Origin of the sequence: Cohnella silvisoli (genome assembly GCF_021190915.1) — a bacterium.
Classification (GTDB): Bacteria; Bacillota; Bacilli; order Paenibacillales; family Paenibacillaceae; genus Cohnella; species Cohnella silvisoli.
Map to the genome: position 1 here is coordinate 62,178 of NZ_JAIOAP010000002.1, position 19,598 is coordinate 81,775.

20 protein-coding genes are annotated in these 19,598 nt (G+C 48.6%); 2 read left to right on the forward strand and 18 right to left on the reverse strand.

The genetic code is table 11. The features are described 5' to 3' along the window. Positions 1-176: 176 nt before the first annotated feature. Complete coding sequence (locus K7P76_RS03890; RefSeq protein WP_232183488.1) at positions 177-914, forward strand: HAD family hydrolase; 738 nt, start codon at positions 177-179, stop codon at positions 912-914. A 72-nt stretch (positions 915-986) separates the two neighbouring features. Here K7P76_RS03890 and K7P76_RS03895 read toward each other — a convergent pair whose 3' ends face one another. The 18 genes from K7P76_RS03895 to K7P76_RS03980 all read right to left on the reverse strand — a co-directional run bounded on the left by K7P76_RS03895 (position 987) and on the right by K7P76_RS03980 (position 18,895). Further along, the gene (locus K7P76_RS03895; RefSeq protein ID WP_232183489.1) at positions 987-1,808 is read right to left on the reverse strand and encodes a BtpA/SgcQ family protein; all 822 of its coding nucleotides are present in this window, start codon (positions 1,806-1,808) and stop codon (positions 987-989) included. 44 nt (positions 1,809-1,852) lie between these two features. Then, positions 1,853-2,719, reverse strand: coding sequence for a carbohydrate ABC transporter permease (locus K7P76_RS03900; protein WP_232183490.1), 867 nt, complete (start codon positions 2,717-2,719; stop codon positions 1,853-1,855). Between the two features lie 47 nt (positions 2,720-2,766). Beyond that, complete coding sequence (locus tag K7P76_RS03905) at positions 2,767-4,071, reverse strand: extracellular solute-binding protein (protein ID WP_232183491.1); 1,305 nt, start codon at positions 4,069-4,071, stop codon at positions 2,767-2,769. Positions 4,072-4,085: 14 nt separating this feature from the next. After that, entirely contained in the window at positions 4,086-4,913 is an 828-nt protein-coding gene (locus K7P76_RS03910) for a carbohydrate ABC transporter permease (RefSeq protein WP_232183492.1), read from the reverse strand. Positions 4,914-4,923: 10 nt separating this feature from the next. After that, a complete protein-coding gene (locus K7P76_RS03915) occupies positions 4,924-5,685 on the reverse strand; it encodes an HAD family hydrolase (RefSeq protein WP_232183493.1) in 762 nt (253 codons plus the stop codon). Further along, positions 5,682-6,464, reverse strand: coding sequence for an SDR family NAD(P)-dependent oxidoreductase (locus K7P76_RS03920; RefSeq protein WP_232183494.1), 783 nt, complete (start codon positions 6,462-6,464; stop codon positions 5,682-5,684). Before K7P76_RS03920 ends, K7P76_RS03915 begins: the two co-directional genes overlap by 4 nt. Before the next feature lie 15 nt (positions 6,465-6,479). Continuing rightward, positions 6,480-7,979: an FGGY-family carbohydrate kinase gene (locus K7P76_RS03925; protein WP_232183495.1), complete on the reverse strand. Its 1,500-nt coding sequence runs from the start codon at positions 7,977-7,979 to the stop codon at positions 6,480-6,482. A 277-nt stretch (positions 7,980-8,256) separates the two neighbouring features. Further along, the gene (locus tag K7P76_RS03930; protein ID WP_232183496.1) at positions 8,257-9,006 is read right to left on the reverse strand and encodes a DeoR/GlpR family DNA-binding transcription regulator; all 750 of its coding nucleotides are present in this window, start codon (positions 9,004-9,006) and stop codon (positions 8,257-8,259) included. 723 nt (positions 9,007-9,729) lie between these two features. Then, a complete protein-coding gene (locus tag K7P76_RS03935; protein WP_232183497.1) occupies positions 9,730-10,797 on the reverse strand; it encodes a hypothetical protein in 1,068 nt (355 codons plus the stop codon). 124 nt (positions 10,798-10,921) lie between these two features. Continuing rightward, the gene (locus K7P76_RS03940; RefSeq protein ID WP_232183498.1) at positions 10,922-11,245 is read right to left on the reverse strand and encodes a hypothetical protein; all 324 of its coding nucleotides are present in this window, start codon (positions 11,243-11,245) and stop codon (positions 10,922-10,924) included. Between the two features lie 186 nt (positions 11,246-11,431). Next, positions 11,432-12,922 (reverse strand): glutamate synthase subunit beta, encoded by a 1,491-nt coding sequence (locus K7P76_RS03945; protein ID WP_232183499.1) that lies wholly within the window; start codon positions 12,920-12,922, stop codon positions 11,432-11,434. Positions 12,923-13,102: 180 nt separating this feature from the next. Beyond that, positions 13,103-13,594 carry a dihydrofolate reductase gene (locus K7P76_RS03950; protein ID WP_232183500.1) on the reverse strand — a complete coding sequence of 164 codons (492 nt, stop codon included), beginning with the start codon at positions 13,592-13,594 and terminating at the stop codon, positions 13,103-13,105. 101 nt (positions 13,595-13,695) lie between these two features. Beyond that, complete coding sequence (locus K7P76_RS03955; RefSeq protein WP_232183501.1) at positions 13,696-14,463, reverse strand: anti-sigma factor; 768 nt, start codon at positions 14,461-14,463, stop codon at positions 13,696-13,698. 2 nt (positions 14,464-14,465) lie between these two features. Then, positions 14,466-15,032, reverse strand: a complete 567-nt coding sequence (locus K7P76_RS03960) for an RNA polymerase sigma factor (RefSeq protein ID WP_232183502.1) — start codon at positions 15,030-15,032, stop codon at positions 14,466-14,468. A gap of 64 nt (positions 15,033-15,096) precedes the next feature. Then, positions 15,097-15,783 (reverse strand): cupredoxin domain-containing protein, encoded by a 687-nt coding sequence (locus K7P76_RS03965; protein ID WP_232183503.1) that lies wholly within the window; start codon positions 15,781-15,783, stop codon positions 15,097-15,099. Further along, the gene (locus tag K7P76_RS03970; RefSeq protein ID WP_232183504.1) at positions 15,780-17,417 is read right to left on the reverse strand and encodes a plastocyanin/azurin family copper-binding protein; all 1,638 of its coding nucleotides are present in this window, start codon (positions 17,415-17,417) and stop codon (positions 15,780-15,782) included. The genes K7P76_RS03965 and K7P76_RS03970 overlap by 4 nt, the downstream gene beginning before the upstream one ends. A gap of 139 nt (positions 17,418-17,556) precedes the next feature. Next, a complete protein-coding gene (gene thyA / locus K7P76_RS03975) occupies positions 17,557-18,351 on the reverse strand; it encodes a thymidylate synthase (RefSeq protein ID WP_232183505.1) in 795 nt (264 codons plus the stop codon). Positions 18,352-18,400: 49 nt separating this feature from the next. Continuing rightward, a complete protein-coding gene (locus K7P76_RS03980; protein ID WP_232183506.1) occupies positions 18,401-18,895 on the reverse strand; it encodes an acyl-CoA thioesterase in 495 nt (164 codons plus the stop codon). Positions 18,896-18,976: 81 nt separating this feature from the next. On the opposite strand from K7P76_RS03980, the gene K7P76_RS03985 reads away from it, so the two are divergent. Beyond that, a complete protein-coding gene (locus K7P76_RS03985; protein WP_232183507.1) occupies positions 18,977-19,576 on the forward strand; it encodes a Uma2 family endonuclease in 600 nt (199 codons plus the stop codon). Positions 19,577-19,598: the final 22 nt, after the last annotated feature.

The following is a 19,598-nucleotide window of genomic DNA, read 5'->3' on the forward strand; positions in this document are numbered from 1 at the left end:
GTCATAGAAGGGTTTCTTTGTAGTTTTCCTATTTCCTCTGGTTTACAAACCTAATGACTCCCGCCATAATGAAAAGGACAAGAAAATAATATTCGGCAGCCGACACATTAATCTCAATAAAAGGATAATCTAATTGAGGTCGGACATTGCAATAAAGTAAGGAGCACAATAGAGATATGAAACAAAAAATTATGTTTGATCTGGACGACACGTTAATATACTGCAATAAATATTTTCATTTTATCCTTGATCAATTCTCGGATGAAATGACGACTTGGTATTCTTCCGCGGGAGTTACACGAGCTAACATCTTGGAGAAACAGTCCGAGATCGATGTTGAACGCATTCAAGTCCAAGGCTTCAAAAGCGAACATTTCCCTCAATCGTTCGTGGATACGTATCGCTACTTTAAGAACATAACCGGTCGGGCTGGCTCTTCGTTGGAAGAAGAAAAGCTCTGGAAGCTTGGCCAAAGCGTCTACGAGTTGGAAGTGGAGCCTTACCCCTTGATGGAGGAAACGCTGGATTCGCTTGCAAGAGGCGGTCACGAGCTGCATCTCTATACTGGGGGCGACTCGCTCATACAACACAAGAAAATCGCGCATATGAAGCTTGAACGTTATTTCCAAGACCGGATTTACGTCAGACAGCATAAGAACACGGCTGCGTTGGAAGAAATATTGACCGATGGCCGATTTGAGCGCGGCAATACTTGGATGATCGGCAATTCCGTGAGAACGGATGTCCTCCCCGCCCTGCAATGCGGCATTAACGCTGTATACCTAAAGCAGGAAGCCGAATGGACCTACAATGTGATTCCTATTGATGCCAAGCCCATTGGCGCTTTTTTTACGCTTAATGCCTTGCCGCAGATTCCTCCGGCAATTAACGACTACCTGTACAAACAAGCCTGACCTTCTGTCTTCACAAAAACCAGTTACGGAGAGATCTCTTATCTCCAGAACTGGTTTTTTGTTCTACTCCGTTCAGACGGTAATGGCGTCGCCGCGGAAAGCCTTCACTTTGTCCATCAGAGCTTTGACTCGGTTGACGTCTACGTGGTTCTCGAACACGCCTTCATATTTGAACGTTGTTCCCACCACTGCACCATCGGCAATCGCAAGCTGTCTTTCCACGTTTTCCATGCGAATTCCCGTATTGGCCAGCACCACGGTATTGTTGGCGGTTTTCTTAACCCGGATCAATATTTGGTCGTCCGTTTCGGCTCCTGCCGTCAGCCCCGACACGCACAAGGCATCCGGACGGTTATTGAATACGGTTGATTTAACAATGCTTTCTATTTCGCGGTCAGCTAAATATTTTGCCGCTTCGGGCACAATATTGAATAGCAGCTTCACGTCTTTGGCTCCAATTCGATGCTGGTGGCGAATCGTTTCTCCGACATTGGTGTTCCATATGCCAAAGTCGCTCGCATAGGCGCCGGTGAATATTTCACGGACGAATTTGGCACCCGTTGCCATGGCCAAGTCCAATGATTTCTTAGCGTCCCAAAGCACGTTCACGCCGAAAGGAATTTGAATCAATGGCATCAATTCGCCAATAATTCGAGCCATAGCCGCTACCGTTTCCGTCTTGACATCGGTCAGGTAAGGCAAGCTGAATTCGTTGGAGAACATAACGGCGTCGACTCCGCCCTCTTGCAGCGCCAAGAAGTCTTTCCTCGCCATTTCAATGACGTAGTCCATTCCTTTTTCATGATCGTATAGAGGATCTCCCGGCAAAGGGAGCAGATGGCACATAGCAATGATCGCTTTTTCAGTTCCGATGACTTCTTTTAACCATGTCATTTCACTCAACTCCTATATAATAAGTTCCGATTTAATTAATGAGATTAAGCTTTTCCTCTGCTGACTTTTACGAATACGGCGCTCAACATAAGCACGACCAGCAGCAAGACGTAGGATAAGGCGGATGCATAACCTGTATCCAAGAAAGTGTAAGCTTGTTTGTAGATGTGATAGCTGATGACCTCAGTCGTTGTGCCCGGTCCACCTTTGGTCAACACATAGATGAGATCGTAAGTTTTGAATGCGGTAATGACCCTGAACAACACAGCCACTACAATCGTTGCCTTCATCAGTGGCAAAGTAACGTTCCAGAAGGTTTGCAAGCGATTGGCCCCATCGATTTCGGCGGCTTCATAAGGCTCAACGGGCAAGGATACTAGTCCCGCTAATAGCAGCAAAATCATGAATGGAACTTGATGCCAAATATCCACCAAAACAACCGTTATCATCGCCCATTTTGCATCGCCCAACCAAGCCTGCCCTTCAATTCCGACAAGACTCAGCATGTAGTTGATAATCCCCAAGTCCGGATGCAGCAGCAGTCGCCAAATCAATCCAACGGCAACCGGGGTAATCAGCATCGGGACGATAATTATGGTGAAAAATACTTTCTTTCCGTAAGTTATCCGATTTAACAAAATAGCGACGATAAGTCCGAACAGAAACTCCAGAGTGACGACAATTACCGTGAATATGACCGTTGTCCACGCCGATTTCAAGAAATAGGCGTCTTTGAACACTCTGATATAATTGTCGAACCCGATAAAGCTCCCCATGCCCTTAATCTTAAGGGAAGACGAGGTGAAGCTCATGACCAGCGAATACAGCAAAGGATATACAACGGTAAGAAGCAGCAGCAGCACGGATGGGACAAAGAAAATCAAGAACTGCTTTCTTTTTTGGGACAGCATCGACCAATCCTCCTTCCCCTAAGACGTTCCGAATGGATTATTTTCCGTTATTTCAAATCTTGTACTTCTTTAGCGACGGTATCCAGCGCGTCCTTCGAGGTTTTGCCGCCGGATACAGCTTCTGAAAGCTCGCGTCCCAGTATTTCTATCAACTGCGGCGCTTCAGAAATAATCGGGATCATACGGGATTCATCGATGACTTTTTGAACTTTCACATAATATTGATACTGACCAAGCACATCGTCATCCGCGAAGACGTCCTTGCGGGTTGGAGAACCTCCCTGCAGCGCGCGGTCTTTGGCAATGTCGAATGATTCGATCCATTTCAAGAATTTCCATGAAGCCTCTTTGTCCTCGGCGTTCTTCGGAATCGCCCAGCCCCAGCCGCCGTTAAGGGAAGTCCCTCCGGGTACGCTGGCAATATCGACTTTGCCGGCTACTTTCGATTCGCTCTCATTATTCAATTTGGCAAGCATCCAGTTGTACGTAATGAAGGACGCCGCGTTACCTTGCGCGAACACGTTAAACGCTTCATCGAACCCGAATCCGGCAGAGCCTTTAGGCGCGGCATTGTTCATATTGTCGATGTATAAATCCAATGCTTTGATACCGCTCTCGTTGTTGATGACGGGTTTTCCGTCTTTTCCGTAGATATCTCCGCCCGAGCTATACAAATAATTGAGCCATTCGACGGAAATCGGATCGGGGCGCAGTCCCATCATGACGGAACCATACATCTTATCGCCTTTTTGCTTCGTGATGAATTTACTGATGTTTACGTATTCCTCCAAGGTGTCCGGAATCTTCATTTCCCTTCCGAATTCCGCCTGGTACTTGCTTTTCAGATCGGCATCTTCAAATACGTCTTTGCGGTAAATCAGAGACATCGCATAATTATAGAAGGGCAGCATGTACGTAGTGCCGTCGACTTGACCTACCATATCGAACATCGATTTCAAATAGACGCTCGTATCGAACTTGTCTCTTTGGATAAAGGTATCGAGCGGTTCCAGCCATCCGGCGCTCGTGAATTCTCCAACCCAGTAATTATCCACAACAATCAGATCGTAGCTGCTTGATGAGTTTACCAACTGAGGAACGAGTTTCTCATGCATAGCGGAATAATTAACGGCTTCGATATTTACCGCGATACCGGTTTCTTTCGTAAATTTAGCAATCTCTTTCTTAACGATATCCGTATCCGGGACGGATTCCATGAGGATGTTCAACTGTTTCTTACCTGAACCGGATGAAGCGGACCCGCCTGCCTCTTCCTTGTTTCCGGAACCGCAAGCGGACAACAATGTCACTGTCATAACAATCGCCACTACACTGCACAACCACTTTTTCATCTGGAAGTCCCCTCTCATTTGACCGAGCCCATAGTCATTCCATTCACCAAATACTTTTGAATAAACAATGAAAGTACAATAACCGGAAGAATGATAATAACGGTTGCTGCGCAAAGCTGGGCAATCATGACTCCTTGTTGTGTTTCCATGTTGGCGATGGCCACTGGCAAAGTACGCGATCCGGTTCCCGTTAAAACAAGCGCAAAAAGAAATTCGTTCCACGCCATCAAAAAGCTCAAAATTCCTGCAGCCATAATACCGGGCGCCGCCAACGGCAGCACAACCCTTGTAAAGGCTTGCATTTTCGTGCATCCATCCATCTCGCAAGCTTCATCCAGATCTTTAGGTATCGTCTCGAAAAAACCGATCAGCAGCCAGATCATATACGGAAGGCTGAAGGACAAATACGTTACGATCAATGAAAACCACGAATCCATCAGTCCCAGTTTCTTGATGACCATGAAGATCGGGATAACCATGACGATCGGCGGAAGCATTTGGGTACCTAGAATCGCGATTCTGAGAAAGTTGCCGCCTGCCGTTCGACGTGCAATCCAGAAAGCCGCCATAGCTCCGATGAACACCGCGATAAGCGTCGAAATGAGCGATATGCCAAAGCTATTCAGAAAATAACGGCCAAACGGATTGTCGGAAAATATAGCTTTGTAGTTGTCCATCGTTGGCCGCACAAACCATTGCGGAGGAATCTGATAAGCAACTACTTTAGTCGTAAATGACGTGCGGATGATCCATAGAATGGGTAGCAAAAAGATTAAAGCGCATACAACCAATGCAGCATACGTAAAGCCATCCAGCAGTTTGTTTTGCAGTTTTGCGCTCATTCTAATCGGTTCACCTCCCCCGCAAAACTTCGATTTCCTCTAATGAAGATAGGATACAGCTCGCATAAGGCTCCATCTTCTTGCTCATATCCTCGTCGTCCGGTATCCCGATTCCAATACACCCCGCCTGCTTTGCCATGAGAACGTCGACAAAAGAATCGCCGATCATCAACATTTTCTCCAACGGGGTCTGACAACACTCGGAAGCCAGCCAAAGCATATCCGGATTCGGCTTGCCCCGCTTCACATCGGCAGGCGTGATGATAAATTTCAAAGAGTCGATATCGGCAAACTTCTTGATTGAAGCGCGAGTTCTCTCCTCATCGTCCGAAGTCGCAATTCCGTAAGGAATGCCGGCATCCGCCAGCTTTTGAAATATTGCAGGAAAACCAGGCTTGGGCAGAAGAGCTTCCGACAGTTCGAAAGCATGATCGGAATCCCGAAACGCTTCGACCGCCCATTGTCTGCATTGTCCCCAATCGGCTGCTGTCGCGGTTCTAATCATGGAAGCCGTCACGACGATCTCTTCCTGAGGAGAAGCCAATGCGAATATGCCGTTGGGGTCAATCCAAATAGGCTGTTCCTGTTGACATTGGACACCAAACACCTCGCACCATTGTTCCCCTGGGAAGTTCTCATGCAGCATCAGACGGTCCAAGCGCACCTTGGCCAAACATTTCCAGAAATGCTGCGAATCGAAAAGCAACCCGTCCTTATCAAAAACAACGGCTTCCACTTCATACCGCTTCGTACCCACCCGCACAATCGTCACACCAAATCCGCTCCGCCGGTTACATCCAAAGCTTCTCCAGTTATGAAGTCCGCTTCCGGAGAAACTAGAAATCCGACAGCCTTCGCCACGTCGTCAGCCGTACAAAGCCTTCCGAGCGGCGTATTGCGAATATACTCGTCTTTTACTTCCTGTTGCGTCATCTGACGCAGTTCAGCTTCCCATTCCAGCTCTCTTTCTTGCATGCTTGTCTTAACGTAACCCGGACACACGCAGTTAACCGTAATTCCATGCGGAGCCAATTCCATTGCCGCGCTTTTGGTGAAGCCGATAACTCCCCACTTCGAAGCCGCATAGTGGGCAAGGAGCGGAACTCCTCTTTTACCTGCCATCGAAGCCGTATTGACGATTTTCCCGGAGCCCTGATTTTTCATGTAAGGGATCGCTGCCTGTGTGCAGAAAAATACTCCTTTAAGATTGACATCGAAGTTGAAATCCCATTCCTTCTCCGTCAAGTTTTCAATCGTATTCATCGTGGAAACCCCGGCATTATTGATCAAAATATCAAGAGTGCCATAGGTTGAGACAATCTCTTTAAAGACCTGCTCGACATTCTGCCGATTGGTCACATCCAAAGCTATGGCACGATGTGGCTTTCCATTGACGGGTAATTCTCTTACCGTGTCCTCCGCCGCCTCTAATCGAACATCCGAGACGACGACCGTCGCTCCGAATGACGCCAGCTTCAATGCGATACTTTTGCCGATTCCTGCTCCTGCTCCCGTTACCAAGGCGATGGTGTTGTTCTTGAAAATCTGCATGTTGGATTCTCTCCCCTAGTAAATTTGATTAACATCGTGAAATGACGGCAGCAACTGCCGATACAAATCACGGTATATCTGATAGGTTTTATCGTAAACGTCCATATGGGACGGGATTGGCTTGAAATCTCTGTATTGATTCAGAAAACCGTGAATTTGCGACCAATCCGAGAATAAACCCGTTGAGATTCCCGCCAAGAAGGCAACTCCCAATGCTGAACCCGGATGAGAAGGGAACGACCTGATTTCGGATTTCAGGACATCCGCAGCGATCTGGCACCAAAATTTACTTTTGGCTCCGCCGTTGGTGGCAAAAATCCTTTTGGGATGATAGCCCTGCTGCGCAAGCACTTCGACGTGATGCCTGAATCCATAAATGACGGCTTCCAATATCGCCCTGAAAATATGCCCGCGGCCATGAGACAGCGTGAGACCAAACAGCACCCCTCGAGCTTCGGGATCGAATAAGGGCGTCTTTTCACCTAGAAAATACGGTAGAATGATAAGCCCGTCCGAGCCCGGCCTTGTTTTTTCCGCAGCAGCGTCAAGCTCCTTGAAAATATCGTCCGACTGCTCGTTCAGAATGTCCTTGATATACCATTTCACCAATGAACCGCTTGACGACATGCAGCCGTTCATCAAATGTTTATCGGGAACCACATGCCGATCGTAAAACAATTCCGGAGTCGTTCTAACCTCGTTGGTACAATAGAGAATATCTCCCGCGCCGCCGAATTTGATCAACAAATCACCTTCATCGACGATTCCTGCAGCCAGCGTGGAAGCCACATGATCCGCGCTACCAGCAACGATGGGGATATCCTTTGCCAACCCGGTCAATGTTGCCGCTTCCTTTGTTAGAGTTCCCACGATATCCCCCGATAGACGTACCTTAGGAAACATGGACGGATTGATTCCGTAGCTTTTCATTTGTTCGGTTAACCAAGCTTGGCTATAAATATCATAGAGTCCGCTTTCAACCGCCCAGTTCACTTCGATCGAAGGGGTGTCCGTCAATTTGTAAGTGATATAGTCATAAGAGCCCATAATCGTAACGCTCTTATTCCACGTCTCAGGTTCATTGGCTTTGAGCCACAATAACCTCGGCAATACATGCTGCTGGTTCGTATATCCTCCGGTCGCTTGGAACAATTGCTGTTGATCGATTCTTTGTTTCAACCATTCTATTTCTTTGACGGAACGCGCATCGTTTTGCTGAATGGAATTACGCACCGGCCGTCCGTTCTTGTCTAACAATACGATGGCCGGAACCATGCCGCTAACTCCAATGACATCAATTCGACTAGCTGCGTCAGGTACTTCTTCTACGATCCGTCGGATAACGGTAATCGTGTTGTTCCACCAATCCTCCGTCCGTTCTTCCGCCCACCCGATGTGTTCCGAAATCAAATCGTGCGCAGCGCTCGTTTCATACACGATTTCCTGGCGGTCAGAGATCAGAATCGCCTTTACGGACGTTGTTCCGATATCGATTCCCAGAGCGTAACGATTCAAATCGTTCACCTCAATTGTTAAAATCAAGTTATTATCGCTATTTCTAATCAATCACATATCATGTCACTTTTTGTAACACTTTATTGATTTCTGATTAAAATATATCATTCATGTTCGTTTTGGTCAATATATTTATTGTTATGATCGTTGAATAATCAAGTTACGATCATTTAACGATCATTCGCGAATTTAATTGTGAGATCTAACGAAAAAAAGACGGGTTTCCCCCGCCTCTCTCCAGCTACTATTCAATTGTTCTCATTATTTCGTATTCCTATTATACAAAAACCCACTTACCGTTATATGGATACTCCTCGAAAAAGGAGGGATCGGAATCGTTATTGGTAATCATTTCATCGATCTCTTCGAATTCACACACTTTAACTAACGATGTGACGCCGAACTTCGTCTTGTCGACAAGCGCCACGACCTGCTTCGAGCGCTCGATTATAGCTCTCTTGATCTCCACTTCCTCGAGATTAAAGTCGGTCGGACCGTTCTCCTTGGATACTCCTGCCAATCCCAAATAGTAGCGGTCGAAATGAAACTTCATAATCGTATCGCGCGTAATAGAGCCGACCATGGACATTTCCGTTTTTCTTAAATTGCCCCCAAGTAAATAAACGTTGTGATTGCTTTGCGCTAACAAAGCAGCTACTTGAATCGAGAAAGTAAAGACCGTAAGGTTTTTCTTCTTTAGCAGTTCTTTCGCGAATTCGGCAACCGTTGTACCGACATCTAATGCAATGACATCCCCTTCGCTAACTTGATCCGCCGCGTAAGCCGCGATCGTCTGCTTCAAATCGGAGTTCTGCTTCATCCTTTGGTTGTACATCGGTTCGATTCCTAGTCCTGGAAGCGAAGCTCCACCCCGCTTACGAACGATGAGTCCCTTTTGCTCCAATTCCACCAAGTCCCGGCGCACCGTAACTTCGGATACGGCCAACAAGACAGCAAGCTGTTCAACCGACAAGGGAGAGCTTTTATTGAGATGATTAATAATTTCCTTTTCTCTCGGATTATTCAAGATCAAAACCTCCTTAAGTTTTTGATTATTCAATCAACGTATGCGCATAATTGTGATCATTATATGATCAAAGCTATTCTAAACGAAAATCACAAATATAACAATCCCAAAAGCAAAAAGGCCGGAGGCTTTGCCTGCGGCCATCAGAAGGAAAATAGGACCACCACAACCTACCTTACCTCCTTTTCGCGATAGGTACCAATATCCCTTTCGAACAGGAGGAAAACCCTTGTTCAGGCTTCTGAAAACAAACCCGAAACGTTGAATTTTTGCCCGCAGTAAACCGGTTCTCACTGTTCCCTGGGTGGTCTGGGGAAGCAAAGCGAAGTGGAAAGGACAATATCTCAGCCTATGGAACGCTTGATGCTTGGGATGCCCGCTTTTTTAGCTGCCAATAACCCGTTCTGTCCCATTCGATTCCAATTCACGAAACGGAAAACTCGTGTGTGATATCCGGAAATCCGTTGATTGCAGCTACCAACTCAAGTGATGGCATTCGGAAATCCGCTGATTGGCAACTCACTTTTGTCATGACATTTGGAAATCCGCGAATTGAAACTCTTCTGAGACAAGGGTATAATGGTACGTTTTCTCCGAAATGGCACGGAAATTAGGTGCCGGTTTAATAAAGCCTACATGAGTAGATGACCATTAGCTTTCTTATCGCGCAAGTAAAACGGCTTCGCCGTCATTGGGACGGCGAAGCCGTTTGCTTCATGAAAATTACCGAGCCTTCGAGACCGAGACTGCGGATAAATCGTTCAGCTTTAGGAAGATACTTCTGACGCCGTCAGACCAAGCCGGGTCCTCCGCGTAAGTCTTGTTGAACCACACGAACGGTTCATGTCCCTCAGGGCGGCTTTTCCCAAGCTTCGCAATCAACTTGGCCGCAACTTGAGAGGAATCGCGAATGTTCGTATTGTAATCTTCCCAACTATGAAACACGTTAAAAGGGTTGTTGGCAATTTCCTCCGCGTTTTTTTTGGACTTCGGAACAAACCCCTGCTCTTGGCCCGTGATGGCGAACAATAATAACGGATGGATATCATATTCGCGAGCGCTATTGACAATCGCATCGAAATAAGGCTCCTCTGCCAACAACGCATCTCGATTTCTCAAATATTGTTTCAAAGCTTTCGTATCAATGTCGGTATACCGCAGTTGCTGCGGCATTCCCAGATCCATTTGCCGAGGCGCCGCAGCAATCTGAGGAGTTGTAGAAGAAACCTCTTGTTGCAGTTGCTGTTGCGGCTGCGGTTTAGATAGGGATATATAAAGTCCCACAACGGTTGCGCAGATGATCACTGCAGAAATCCATGCCCCTACGTGCCGTATCCTCAGCCGGAACAATGGGAAGGGGCGGCCAGAAGCCACACTCAAATCGCCTTCGAGATCCCACTCAAGCTTCTGTACATTTCTGCGCGTCAGTCGAGAACTTAACTGCTCCGGGCTCCATCTGCCTGGAGAACGTTCGTTCACCCAACTCAGAATCGGCTCCAATAGCCGTTCGCTGTGATCCGCTCCGTCATAATCAAATTCAGCGCACAGATCCAGCACGTCACCCGGTTTGACTTCTCTCTGTTCGCCAAGCAAACAATCGGATATAAGCTTATCCGTCATCCGGTTTTTCAAATCTGCCGGGATGTTGGGCAGCCTTTGCTGCAAGGTCCGGCGGATGGCATCCGCCACGATCTCGGCTCGGCGGTCTCCTGGAAGCGGAGCGTATTTCGTATGCACGTAACGGCGGATGACGTTAATATCCGTCGGCGAGAGCAATGCCGCTCTTTCCATAACCACACCTCCCCCGATGACCTGTTCAATCCCCCATAGTTTAACATAGAGGAAAGATTTGGGGGAAGCCTGTCCAACGGCCCATATGCGGACGCTAATCGCTCAATATCGAGCTTTTTCTTTATTATTCGATTGCCGATGCAGCGAGAATGATGGCTTCCCTAACCTCTTCGCTTCGGATAAACTCGTTAACTTGATCCTTCTCCCACTCCGTAAGCTGATATTCGCAATCGCAGCCTTCATCCAAAGTGACAAGCTGAATCGGATGCCCTTCGTGCGTGCAAATCGCCATGATCGCAAAATCGATCAAATCAAGCGGAAGCGGGGTTTCGTCCGACGTTTCAACCTTTAGCATGACGTCTACCCACTGATCGTCCCGCCTCTCCGCTTTGTAATGAAAACCTGCAAATTTGAGCTCTGTCCACAGCTCATCTCCATAACGAATCATTAATGCTCCCCCTTCCCTTCTCGCAATTCAAGTAAAACGGCTTCGCCGTCCGAAGGACGGGGATATACGTTTGTATCGAGCGATTAGATGAGTATAGGGACATAGAAACTTATACTTTCTAATCGTTTCAAAAAGAGGCTGTTCCCAGTCGATCGGAACAACCTCTCTCATCCTGTTACTCATCCGTTAAGGCAGCATCGTGCTTCCCATCAAGTATTTATCGACTTCGCGAGCCGCTTCGCGACCTTCGTTGATCGCCCAGACGATCAAGCTTTGTCCGCGTCTCATATCGCCCGCTGCGAATACTTTGTCGACGTTCGTCTTATATTTGCCGTACGCCGCTTTCACGTTCGTCCGGCGATCCGTTTCCAAGCTCAGTTGATCGATGATGGTGCGCTCAGGCCCTTCGAAGCCAACGGCTACGAGAACAAGATCTGCAGGCCATACTTTCTCGGTGCCTGGAATCTCTTCGTAAATCTTGCACCCCTGCTCGTCCACATAACGGCGAATTTGTACCGTGTGCAGCTCTTTAACGTTGCCGTTCTCGTCGCCGACGAATTTCTTCGTGAGCACGGAGAATGCGCGCGGATCTTCGCCATACAATGCCTTCGCTTCCTCATGCGCATAGTCGAGCGTATAGACGTTCGGGAATTCCGGCCAAGGATTGTTAATCGAATCGCGTTCCAAAGGAGCTTTGGAATGGGTACCGAATTGTGTCACGCTCTCGCAACCATGACGAAGCGCTGTAGCTACGCAATCCGTTCCCGTATCACCGCCGCCGATAACGATAACATGCTTCTTATTACCGGAAATATAAGTGCCTTCTTGCAATCCGTTATCCAAGTAGCTCTTGATCGTGCTGTTCAAGTAATCCATCGCCTGATAGATCCCTTTCAGCTCGTGCCCTTCCACGTTGCCGATCGGACGGGCTTTCGTTGCGCCGCCGCAAAGGACGACGGAATCGAATTGCTCAAGCAGCTCTTGAGAGGAGATGTCCTTGCCGATTTCCGTATTCACGACGAACTTCACGCCTTCTGCAGCCAGAAGATCGACGCGGCGCTGTACGATATCCTTCTCCAGCTTCATCGAAGGAATGCCGTAAGTCAGAAGGCCGCCAATGCGATCCGCTCTCTCGTATACCGTAACGGTATGGCCGGCTTTGTTAAGTTGAGCCGCAGCTGCTAGTCCCGCAGGACCGGAGCCAACAACAGCCACTTTCTTGCCCGTGCGCGTTTTCGGCGGTTCGGCTACGACCCAGCCTTCCTCGAAAGCACGGTCGATAATCGCTTGCTCGATCGTCTTGATCGTTACCGATTCGCCGATGAGACCGACCGTACATGAGCCTTCGCAAGGCGCCGGACATACACGTCCCGTAAATTCGGGGAAGTTATTCGTTTTCATCAGACGATCGTAAGCTTCTTTCCAGAGCCCTCTGTAAATAAGGCTGTTCCACTCCGGAATCAAGTTATTAATGGGACAGCCGGAGACGCTTCCTCCAAGCTCGATCCCGGTATGACAGTAGGGGGTTCCGCAATCCATGCAGCGCGCGCCTTGCGTGCGAAGCTGCTCTTCGGAGAACATCCGGTGGAATTCATTCCAGTCCTTGATGCGCTCCAACGGATCGCGGTCGCTCGGAAGCTCCCGTTTATATTCCATGAATCCCGTAGGTGTCGACATCTTCTTTTCCTCCATCTGTCGGTATTTCGCTTATGCGCCGCTTAATTTATACCTCATTCACTATATCCGTTGGTGCCCTATCTTGCAAGCCTGTTCGTTGCAATATTTGATAGTCGATAATAGACCATCCTAACATAAGAATCCTTATGCCAGAATGGATTTTCAGTTAAATTGTTTGCACTATTCAGACACAACACGTTCGTAGACGCAAAAGGTAAAGGGTACCGTATTTTTCTCGTCTTGCGTTCCGGGTACGCGCGAGATCAGATTCCATTCCTTAAGATCGAAATGCGGAAAATAAGCGTCCCCATCGAACGCCTGTCCAATCTCGGTTATGAGCATGCGATCCGCAACATCAATCATTTGGTTGAAAATCTCTGCGCCGCCAATAACCATTAATTCATCATGCCCGTATTTCACTAGTGCTTCTTGAACGGTACGAACAAGCTCGCAACCCTCCGGAGCTTCTTCCAAAGTTCGGGACAGTATGACATTCGTTCGGTCTCTCAAAGGTTTGAGCAGCGATTCAAACGTCTTCCTACCCATAAGAACCGGTTTTCCGAGCGTGTTCTGCGTAAAATATTTCATTTCCGCGGGCAACCGCCAAGGCAAATCGTTATCGGTTCCGATGATGCCATTAGAGGCAACGGCGGCAATAAAAGTAACGGTCATGGTTGTATTCCTTTTCCGATTATTAATCAGCTTTTTTCTCATCATACCATACCCGCATGCCGCTGCCTACCCGAGCGAATGTGAAGGATTTGTTGCCAAATTCAAGCGTCTCCGGACGTTGCCGGTTGCGAGGAACCGAACATCTTAGGTCCGCGTGGCGAAGAAGAATGGCTGTCGGGTTCAAGCGTTACGCCGACCGCATCGATATCGGATATTCCTTCGGTCAACGGAAGGGTCATAATGCCGATCCCCGATGCTCCGACCGTAAAAGTACCTGCGCTAGTCCGCTTGCCGTCTTTCAGCAGCCACACTTGATAGGCTTCGCCGCCTCGTGTCTGCGGAGAGCCGAACACATAGACGACAAACTGTTCCTTGTTATCGGATCGTACCAAACAAGCGACGCCGTAAGCGTGCGTACTGTCATCGAACTTACCGCTCTCTCTCACTGCGCTTAAACGAAACAGCGTTTCGATGTTGGCCGGCGTTTGGACGGATGTTTCCTGCCCCGATATTCCGGATTGCGCATCCCTGAACAGCCATCCGGATAAGAACGCCGCCAGTACGATCGCAGTCCCGATTGCCCATCTCAAATAAATTCGATTGCGCAGTGTTGACGTTTTCTTTATTTGCTTATCATTTGTCGATTCCATAAGCGGCCCCAACACGTATTCTTTTAAGTCTGCTGGCGGTTCTATCAGTTCTACGTCGTCAGCCAGCCGGTCCCACACCTCGCCCCACAGGGCCGCATCTTCTTTGCAAGAGGAGCAGGTCGCCAAGTGCCGTTCAACTCTTTTGCGCTGCATATCGGATCCTTCGCCAGATAAATATTCAAACAAAACTTCGCATGTAGACGTTTCCCGGTTGTTCATCCTTAACTTTCCTCCCTCAAGCCCTGAAGATGTCGACGCAGCGTTTTGAGCGCCTGATGGAGCCGGCTTTTGACCGTGCCTACCGGTTCTCCGCCCATCTCCGCAATTTCATTCAGCGTATAGCCTTTCCAATACAGCAATTCGATGACTCTCCGCTGAGGCTGGCTTAACCGCCTAGACGCCGTGGCAATGACCGATTGCTGATCACTGCGAATAAAAACGGATTCGGGATTGTCGGAATTAAGGCTGCCATACGATTCGTTAATGTCATCTATAGGAACCATAGCTTGATGTCTTCGCTCGCGCCTTAAGACATCGATGGAAATATGCCTTGTCATCGTAATCAACCAGCTTGTATATGCCCCTTTGCTTGAATCGTACTCCGCTTTCGTTGCCCATAGACGGGTGAAAACAAGCTGCACGATTTCACGCGCCAACGACTCGCTGCCGGCAACGCGGACGGCAAACGAATAGACGAGGCGGACGTGGCGATCGTACAACTCGGCAAGCGCATCTCTGCGTCCTTCACGGAGTTGACGCATTAATTCCCCATCGGAATGATTAGGCATCTGGTTCTGCTCCTTGTCGTCAAACAGGCGGATGGGAGAATACTCCCACCCGCCCTCCTTTGTCTCAATTGTCTTCTACTACGATCGTTCCCGTCATTCCCGGATGCGGCGAGCAAAAGTAAGAAAATGTTCCCGTTTCGTCGAACTTCACTTCGCCGGCGACGTCTTTCCCGATGAGACCGGTATCGAATTCCCCGCCATCCGCGGTTGCCGTATGCTTGACCTTGTCACGATTAATAAACTTAACCGTGCCGCCTTTGCGAATAGTCACCTTATCCGGCGAAAAAGTGAAATCCTTGATTTCGACGATCGTCGTTTTATCGGCAGCTTCCGCTTCCCCCTGTTCCGGCTTCTTCGAAGGTTCCGGTGATGGCTTCGGAGCAGACGGCTCAGGGGATGGCTTGGAAGCGGACGGCTTCGGCGTCGCTTCATGCTCGTGCGACTCCTCTGCCGACGGGCTTGGCGATGCCGATTCTTTTGTTCCCCCTTCCTTGGAAGGCTGCGCGCTAGGCTCCGTCGAAGCGGACTCAGAAGGAGACGAAGACGCGGAAGCTGACGGAGTGGCCGGTGAAGCGGACGCGGATTCTGATGACGGCGCGACTGATTCGGAAGGCGCTTGGGACGTTTCGTTATAAGGTGTATTCGACGCAGTCGCCTGATCTTCCTTCGTGGAAGAAGAACAAGCGGCTAGAGCGATGATCATGATGGCTAACATCAACGCATATAAGCAGTTCTTAAGCTGAATCCTCATTGGACGATAATCTTTCCTTTCATGAAATTCTTGTGCGGCTCGCAATAATACTCGTAGGTGCCGAGTTTATCCAGCTTGATCGTCGCCGACTGTCCTTTGTCCAGCAAATCGATCTTAAACGAACCGTCTACCGCTACGGCATTATGCTTCATATCGTCGCGGTTGATGAACTCAATCGTCGTTCCCGCTTTAACCGTAAGTTCCGTAGGCGTGAACGAGTAGTCCTTCATTTCGATTATAACCTTCGTTGGAGCCGGAACCGGAGGAGCGGCTTTGCCAACGGTTGTCCCCGTGAAAGTAGTCGGGTTAACGACAAACCATACATCTCCGAGCGATTGTCCTTTCAAGTCGCCGCGTTTAGCATCCTGGAAAAAGTAGTAAAGCGGATATCCCTTAAACGTCGTTTGCTCGGAGCCGTCGCTTCTCTTGATTTCCCCGAAGTCCTCCGCTTTCAAACCCTTAGGGATCACGATTGAATCCGCATAGAATGCAGGCCACTTAACCAAGCAATCCCCTGTGCAAACGCTCGAACCCGTCGGATCCTTGTCAAAATAATACAGAGTAACACCCTTGCTGTCGACCAAATAATTGCCTAATTTCGCATCGGTTCCAAGTCCGACCGTGTAGAACGGCTGCTTAATAAGGAACCAGACATTGTTTGCCCCTTCTCCGTTTATGTCGCCGGCTTTCGTGTCCTTGAGGAAGTAATAGAGCGGCCAACCTTCATAAGTCAGTTGTTTCGCCCCGTCCGAGCGAATGGATACCCCGAATTCTTTGTCATCCAGATTATCCGGAAGCAATAACCGATCCGAGTAAAATACCGGCCAATTCGTCAAGCAAGCGCCTTGGCAAGTGCTTAAATCGGCCATGTCTTTCGTGAATAAGTAGAGTGCCATGCCTTTGCCATCCGTTAAATACGTCGTGCCGTCCGCAGCCTTCTGGATGTCGATTCGCTGACCTTCCAGCAGCATCGCTTTATCGGCGGAAACCGCCTTTTGTTCAACGAGCTCGTGAAGCAGCGTATGCGTCGCTTCTTTAGGCATCGCTTGGAGCGTTTCGGTTAAAGCGACAGCCAAGTCGCGGTTCGTAAATGGCGTTACGGCAGCCGCCCGGGATAAACCTTGAGTCGCAGCGAACTGCAAAGTATCCTTGTAGGCGAAATCGCTGCCGGAATGGTAACGCAGCGACTCCAGCATGACTTTGTAAAGCTGTTGGGATGTGATCGGCGCGTTCGGATCGAATCCACCGGTCACCGTTCCGTTCCAGCCGTATTCGGGATGACTCTTGAGGTAGGCAAGTATAGGGCGGTTTGCTTTGCCTGCCTTATCGGAATCCGCGAAACTCTCCATCCCCGTATAACTTTGCGCTTCTTGTTCTTTGCCAATGAGCCTCAATTGCAAAATGGCGGCTTGAAGCCTTGTCGTTGTTTTACTCAAATACGCATCCGTTACTCCTTGACCGTCACCCCGCAGTACTCCCAGCTCAGTTATAGCGCCCGCAGAGGTCGTTGTTTGCACTGTGGCTGTTGTACCCGTAGTTGTCGGCTGGGTTCCCTCCGCAAACGCTGTCAGAGGCATCAGGGCCAATCCTAGTACCAGACCAATCGATAACATCCTTCGGCTTCCCTTGATCATTCGCAATCTTTCCCCTTCCGTAATAGGATCATATAAGCTAACGGAAGAAATTGAATTACGGTTTGAATTATTTTTGGATAAAAAAAGACCCTCTTACCTGTCCATCAGCGGACGTGCAAGACGGTCACTTCATTGTTGGTTATACGGCAACGGGAGCTTTAATGGCCGGGTGGTGCTCATACCCCGTGAATTCGAAGTCCTCGAACGTGTAATCGAATATGGAATCGGGCTTATTATGAATAATTAATTTCGGCAACGGAAGTGGCTCTCTGCTCAATTGCAGCTTAACCTGCTCCAGATGGTTGCTGTAAATATGAACATCGCCGCCCGACCAAATAAACTCGCCAACCTCAAGCCCGCATTGCTGTGCGATCATTTGGGTCAACAAGGCGTAGGATGCGATATTAAACGGCAACCCCAAGAAAGTATCGACGGAACGCATCGTCAGCATGCACGACAACTTCCCTTCGGCAACGTAAAATTGGAAAACAAAATGGCAAGGCGGCAGCTTCATCTCGTCGATCACTGCGACGTTCCAGGCGCTCACAAGGTGTCTGCGCGAATTAGGATTATTCTTAATGCCGTTAACTACCTGCTGGATTTGGTCGATCGTCCGGCCGTCAGGCGTTTCCCACGCGCGCCATTGGGAGCCGTATACGGGACCAAGATCGCCATTCTCGTCGGCCCACTCGTCCCAGATTTTCACTCCGTGTTCTTTCAAATAAGTAATATTCGTATCGCCTCTTAGAAACCACAGAAGCTCGTGTACGATCGATTTTAAATGCAGCCGCTTCGTAGTCACCAAGGGAAAACCCTTGGATAGATCATATCTCAGCTGTCTGCCAAACACGGACAACGTTCCGGTGCCGGTCCGATCTTCCTTCACGACACCGTTATCTAGTACATCTTGAAGCAAATCTAAATAATTACGCAAGGAAAACACCCCGGGCGATAGATTTTTGTTGTTAATTGTATCATTCCGCTTAACGGTCTGTCGATGAGAACCGTTGGGCGCGGCGTTTCATACGGAGCTCGTGGCGCTCCGGGGCGCTGTCGAACAATTTCCGCTCCGCATCGGTTTCCGGTAGCACAGACGGTACCGGGGTCGGTTTCCCCTGCTCATCGACAGCCACGAAAGTGGAAAAAGCCGTGACCGTTATTCTCCGTTCGCCAGTGAATAAATTTTCCGCTCGGACGACAACGTACACTTCCATGGAGCTTCTGCGGGTCCATGTGACGAACGCCTCAAGCTCTACCGCCTCACCCATGCGGATGGGGGACAGAAAGTCGAGACTATCCGTAGAGGCCGTTACAACAGGTTTCCCGGAATGCCTCATGGCCGAGATCGCGGAAATTTTGTCGATGTATTTCATGAGCGTTCCGCCGAACATCGTGCCATGATGATTCGTATCCGTTGGGAATACAAGCTCTGTCATGATGGAGCGGGATCGGCTTACCGGTCTGATTTCTTCGTTCATGCCTTTAATCCCCTTTGTCCATTTTTTCTAGTCTACATGTTATAATCGGAAAAAGAAAACGTTTATTCTGGAGGTTATTAAATGAGTGATTCGAAGAAAAAAGATCCTCAAGATCCACAAATCAAAGAATCTCCGGTGACTTACGAAATTTATGCAGAAATGCCTGATGACGGTAACCGTTATGAAATTGCCGACGGACAATTGGAATTAATGAGTCCCGGCCCTAATCCGTATCATCAGATTTTATTATCCGAGCTTAATCGGAAAATCATTGACGATTGCAGCAATGATTATATGATATTCTTCGCGCCGTTAGACGTTATATTATCCGATATCGAAGTGCGTCAGCCTGACTTGATTATGGTCCACCGCAGCCGTTTGCATATCATTAGCAATCGCGGAATCGAGGGGGCTCCCGATCTTGTCGTGGAAATCAGCTCCGAGTTTTCCCTCAGACGGGACAAAGTCCAGAAAACGAAAGCTTACGCCAAGTACGGAATTCCTGAATATTGGGTCATTGATATGACGAACTACACGCTAGAGCAATATATTCTACACGATCGCGCATATGAACTCGTCGAGCTTTACTCAGGTGACGAGCGCATTACCTCGGAGAAGCTGCAGTGCGTATCGTTCACGATGAACGATCTCATGAAGGATCTCTCGAAGCTTTCCAACTAATTAGATGTGAAAATAAACCTTT

Bases quoted from the DNA above. Each gene is read 5' to 3' on its own strand.
- K7P76_RS03890 (WP_232183488.1), top strand. From the start codon at position 177: ATGAAACAAAAAATTATGTTTGATCTGGACGACACGTTAATATACTGC.
- K7P76_RS03895 (WP_232183489.1), bottom strand. From the start codon at position 1,808: ATGACATGGTTAAAAGAAGTCATCGGAACTGAAAAAGCGATCATTGCT.
- K7P76_RS03900 (WP_232183490.1), bottom strand. From the start codon at position 2,719: ATGCTGTCCCAAAAAAGAAAGCAGTTCTTGATTTTCTTTGTCCCATCC.
- K7P76_RS03905 (WP_232183491.1), bottom strand. From the start codon at position 4,071: ATGAAAAAGTGGTTGTGCAGTGTAGTGGCGATTGTTATGACAGTGACA.
- K7P76_RS03910 (WP_232183492.1), bottom strand. From the start codon at position 4,913: ATGAGCGCAAAACTGCAAAACAAACTGCTGGATGGCTTTACGTATGCT.
- K7P76_RS03920 (WP_232183494.1), bottom strand. From the start codon at position 6,464: ATGCAGATTTTCAAGAACAACACCATCGCCTTGGTAACGGGAGCAGGA.
- K7P76_RS03935 (WP_232183497.1), bottom strand. From the start codon at position 10,797: ATGGAAAGAGCGGCATTGCTCTCGCCGACGGATATTAACGTCATCCGC.
- K7P76_RS03940 (WP_232183498.1), bottom strand. From the start codon at position 11,245: ATGATTCGTTATGGAGATGAGCTGTGGACAGAGCTCAAATTTGCAGGT.
- K7P76_RS03945 (WP_232183499.1), bottom strand. From the start codon at position 12,922: ATGTCGACACCTACGGGATTCATGGAATATAAACGGGAGCTTCCGAGC.
- K7P76_RS03950 (WP_232183500.1), bottom strand. From the start codon at position 13,594: ATGACCGTTACTTTTATTGCCGCCGTTGCCTCTAATGGCATCATCGGA.
- K7P76_RS03955 (WP_232183501.1), bottom strand. From the start codon at position 14,463: ATGAACAACCGGGAAACGTCTACATGCGAAGTTTTGTTTGAATATTTA.
- K7P76_RS03960 (WP_232183502.1), bottom strand. From the start codon at position 15,032: ATGCCTAATCATTCCGATGGGGAATTAATGCGTCAACTCCGTGAAGGA.
- K7P76_RS03965 (WP_232183503.1), bottom strand. From the start codon at position 15,783: ATGAGGATTCAGCTTAAGAACTGCTTATATGCGTTGATGTTAGCCATC.
- K7P76_RS03970 (WP_232183504.1), bottom strand. From the start codon at position 17,417: ATGATCAAGGGAAGCCGAAGGATGTTATCGATTGGTCTGGTACTAGGA.
- K7P76_RS03980 (WP_232183506.1), bottom strand. From the start codon at position 18,895: ATGAACGAAGAAATCAGACCGGTAAGCCGATCCCGCTCCATCATGACA.
- K7P76_RS03985 (WP_232183507.1), top strand. From the start codon at position 18,977: ATGAGTGATTCGAAGAAAAAAGATCCTCAAGATCCACAAATCAAAGAA.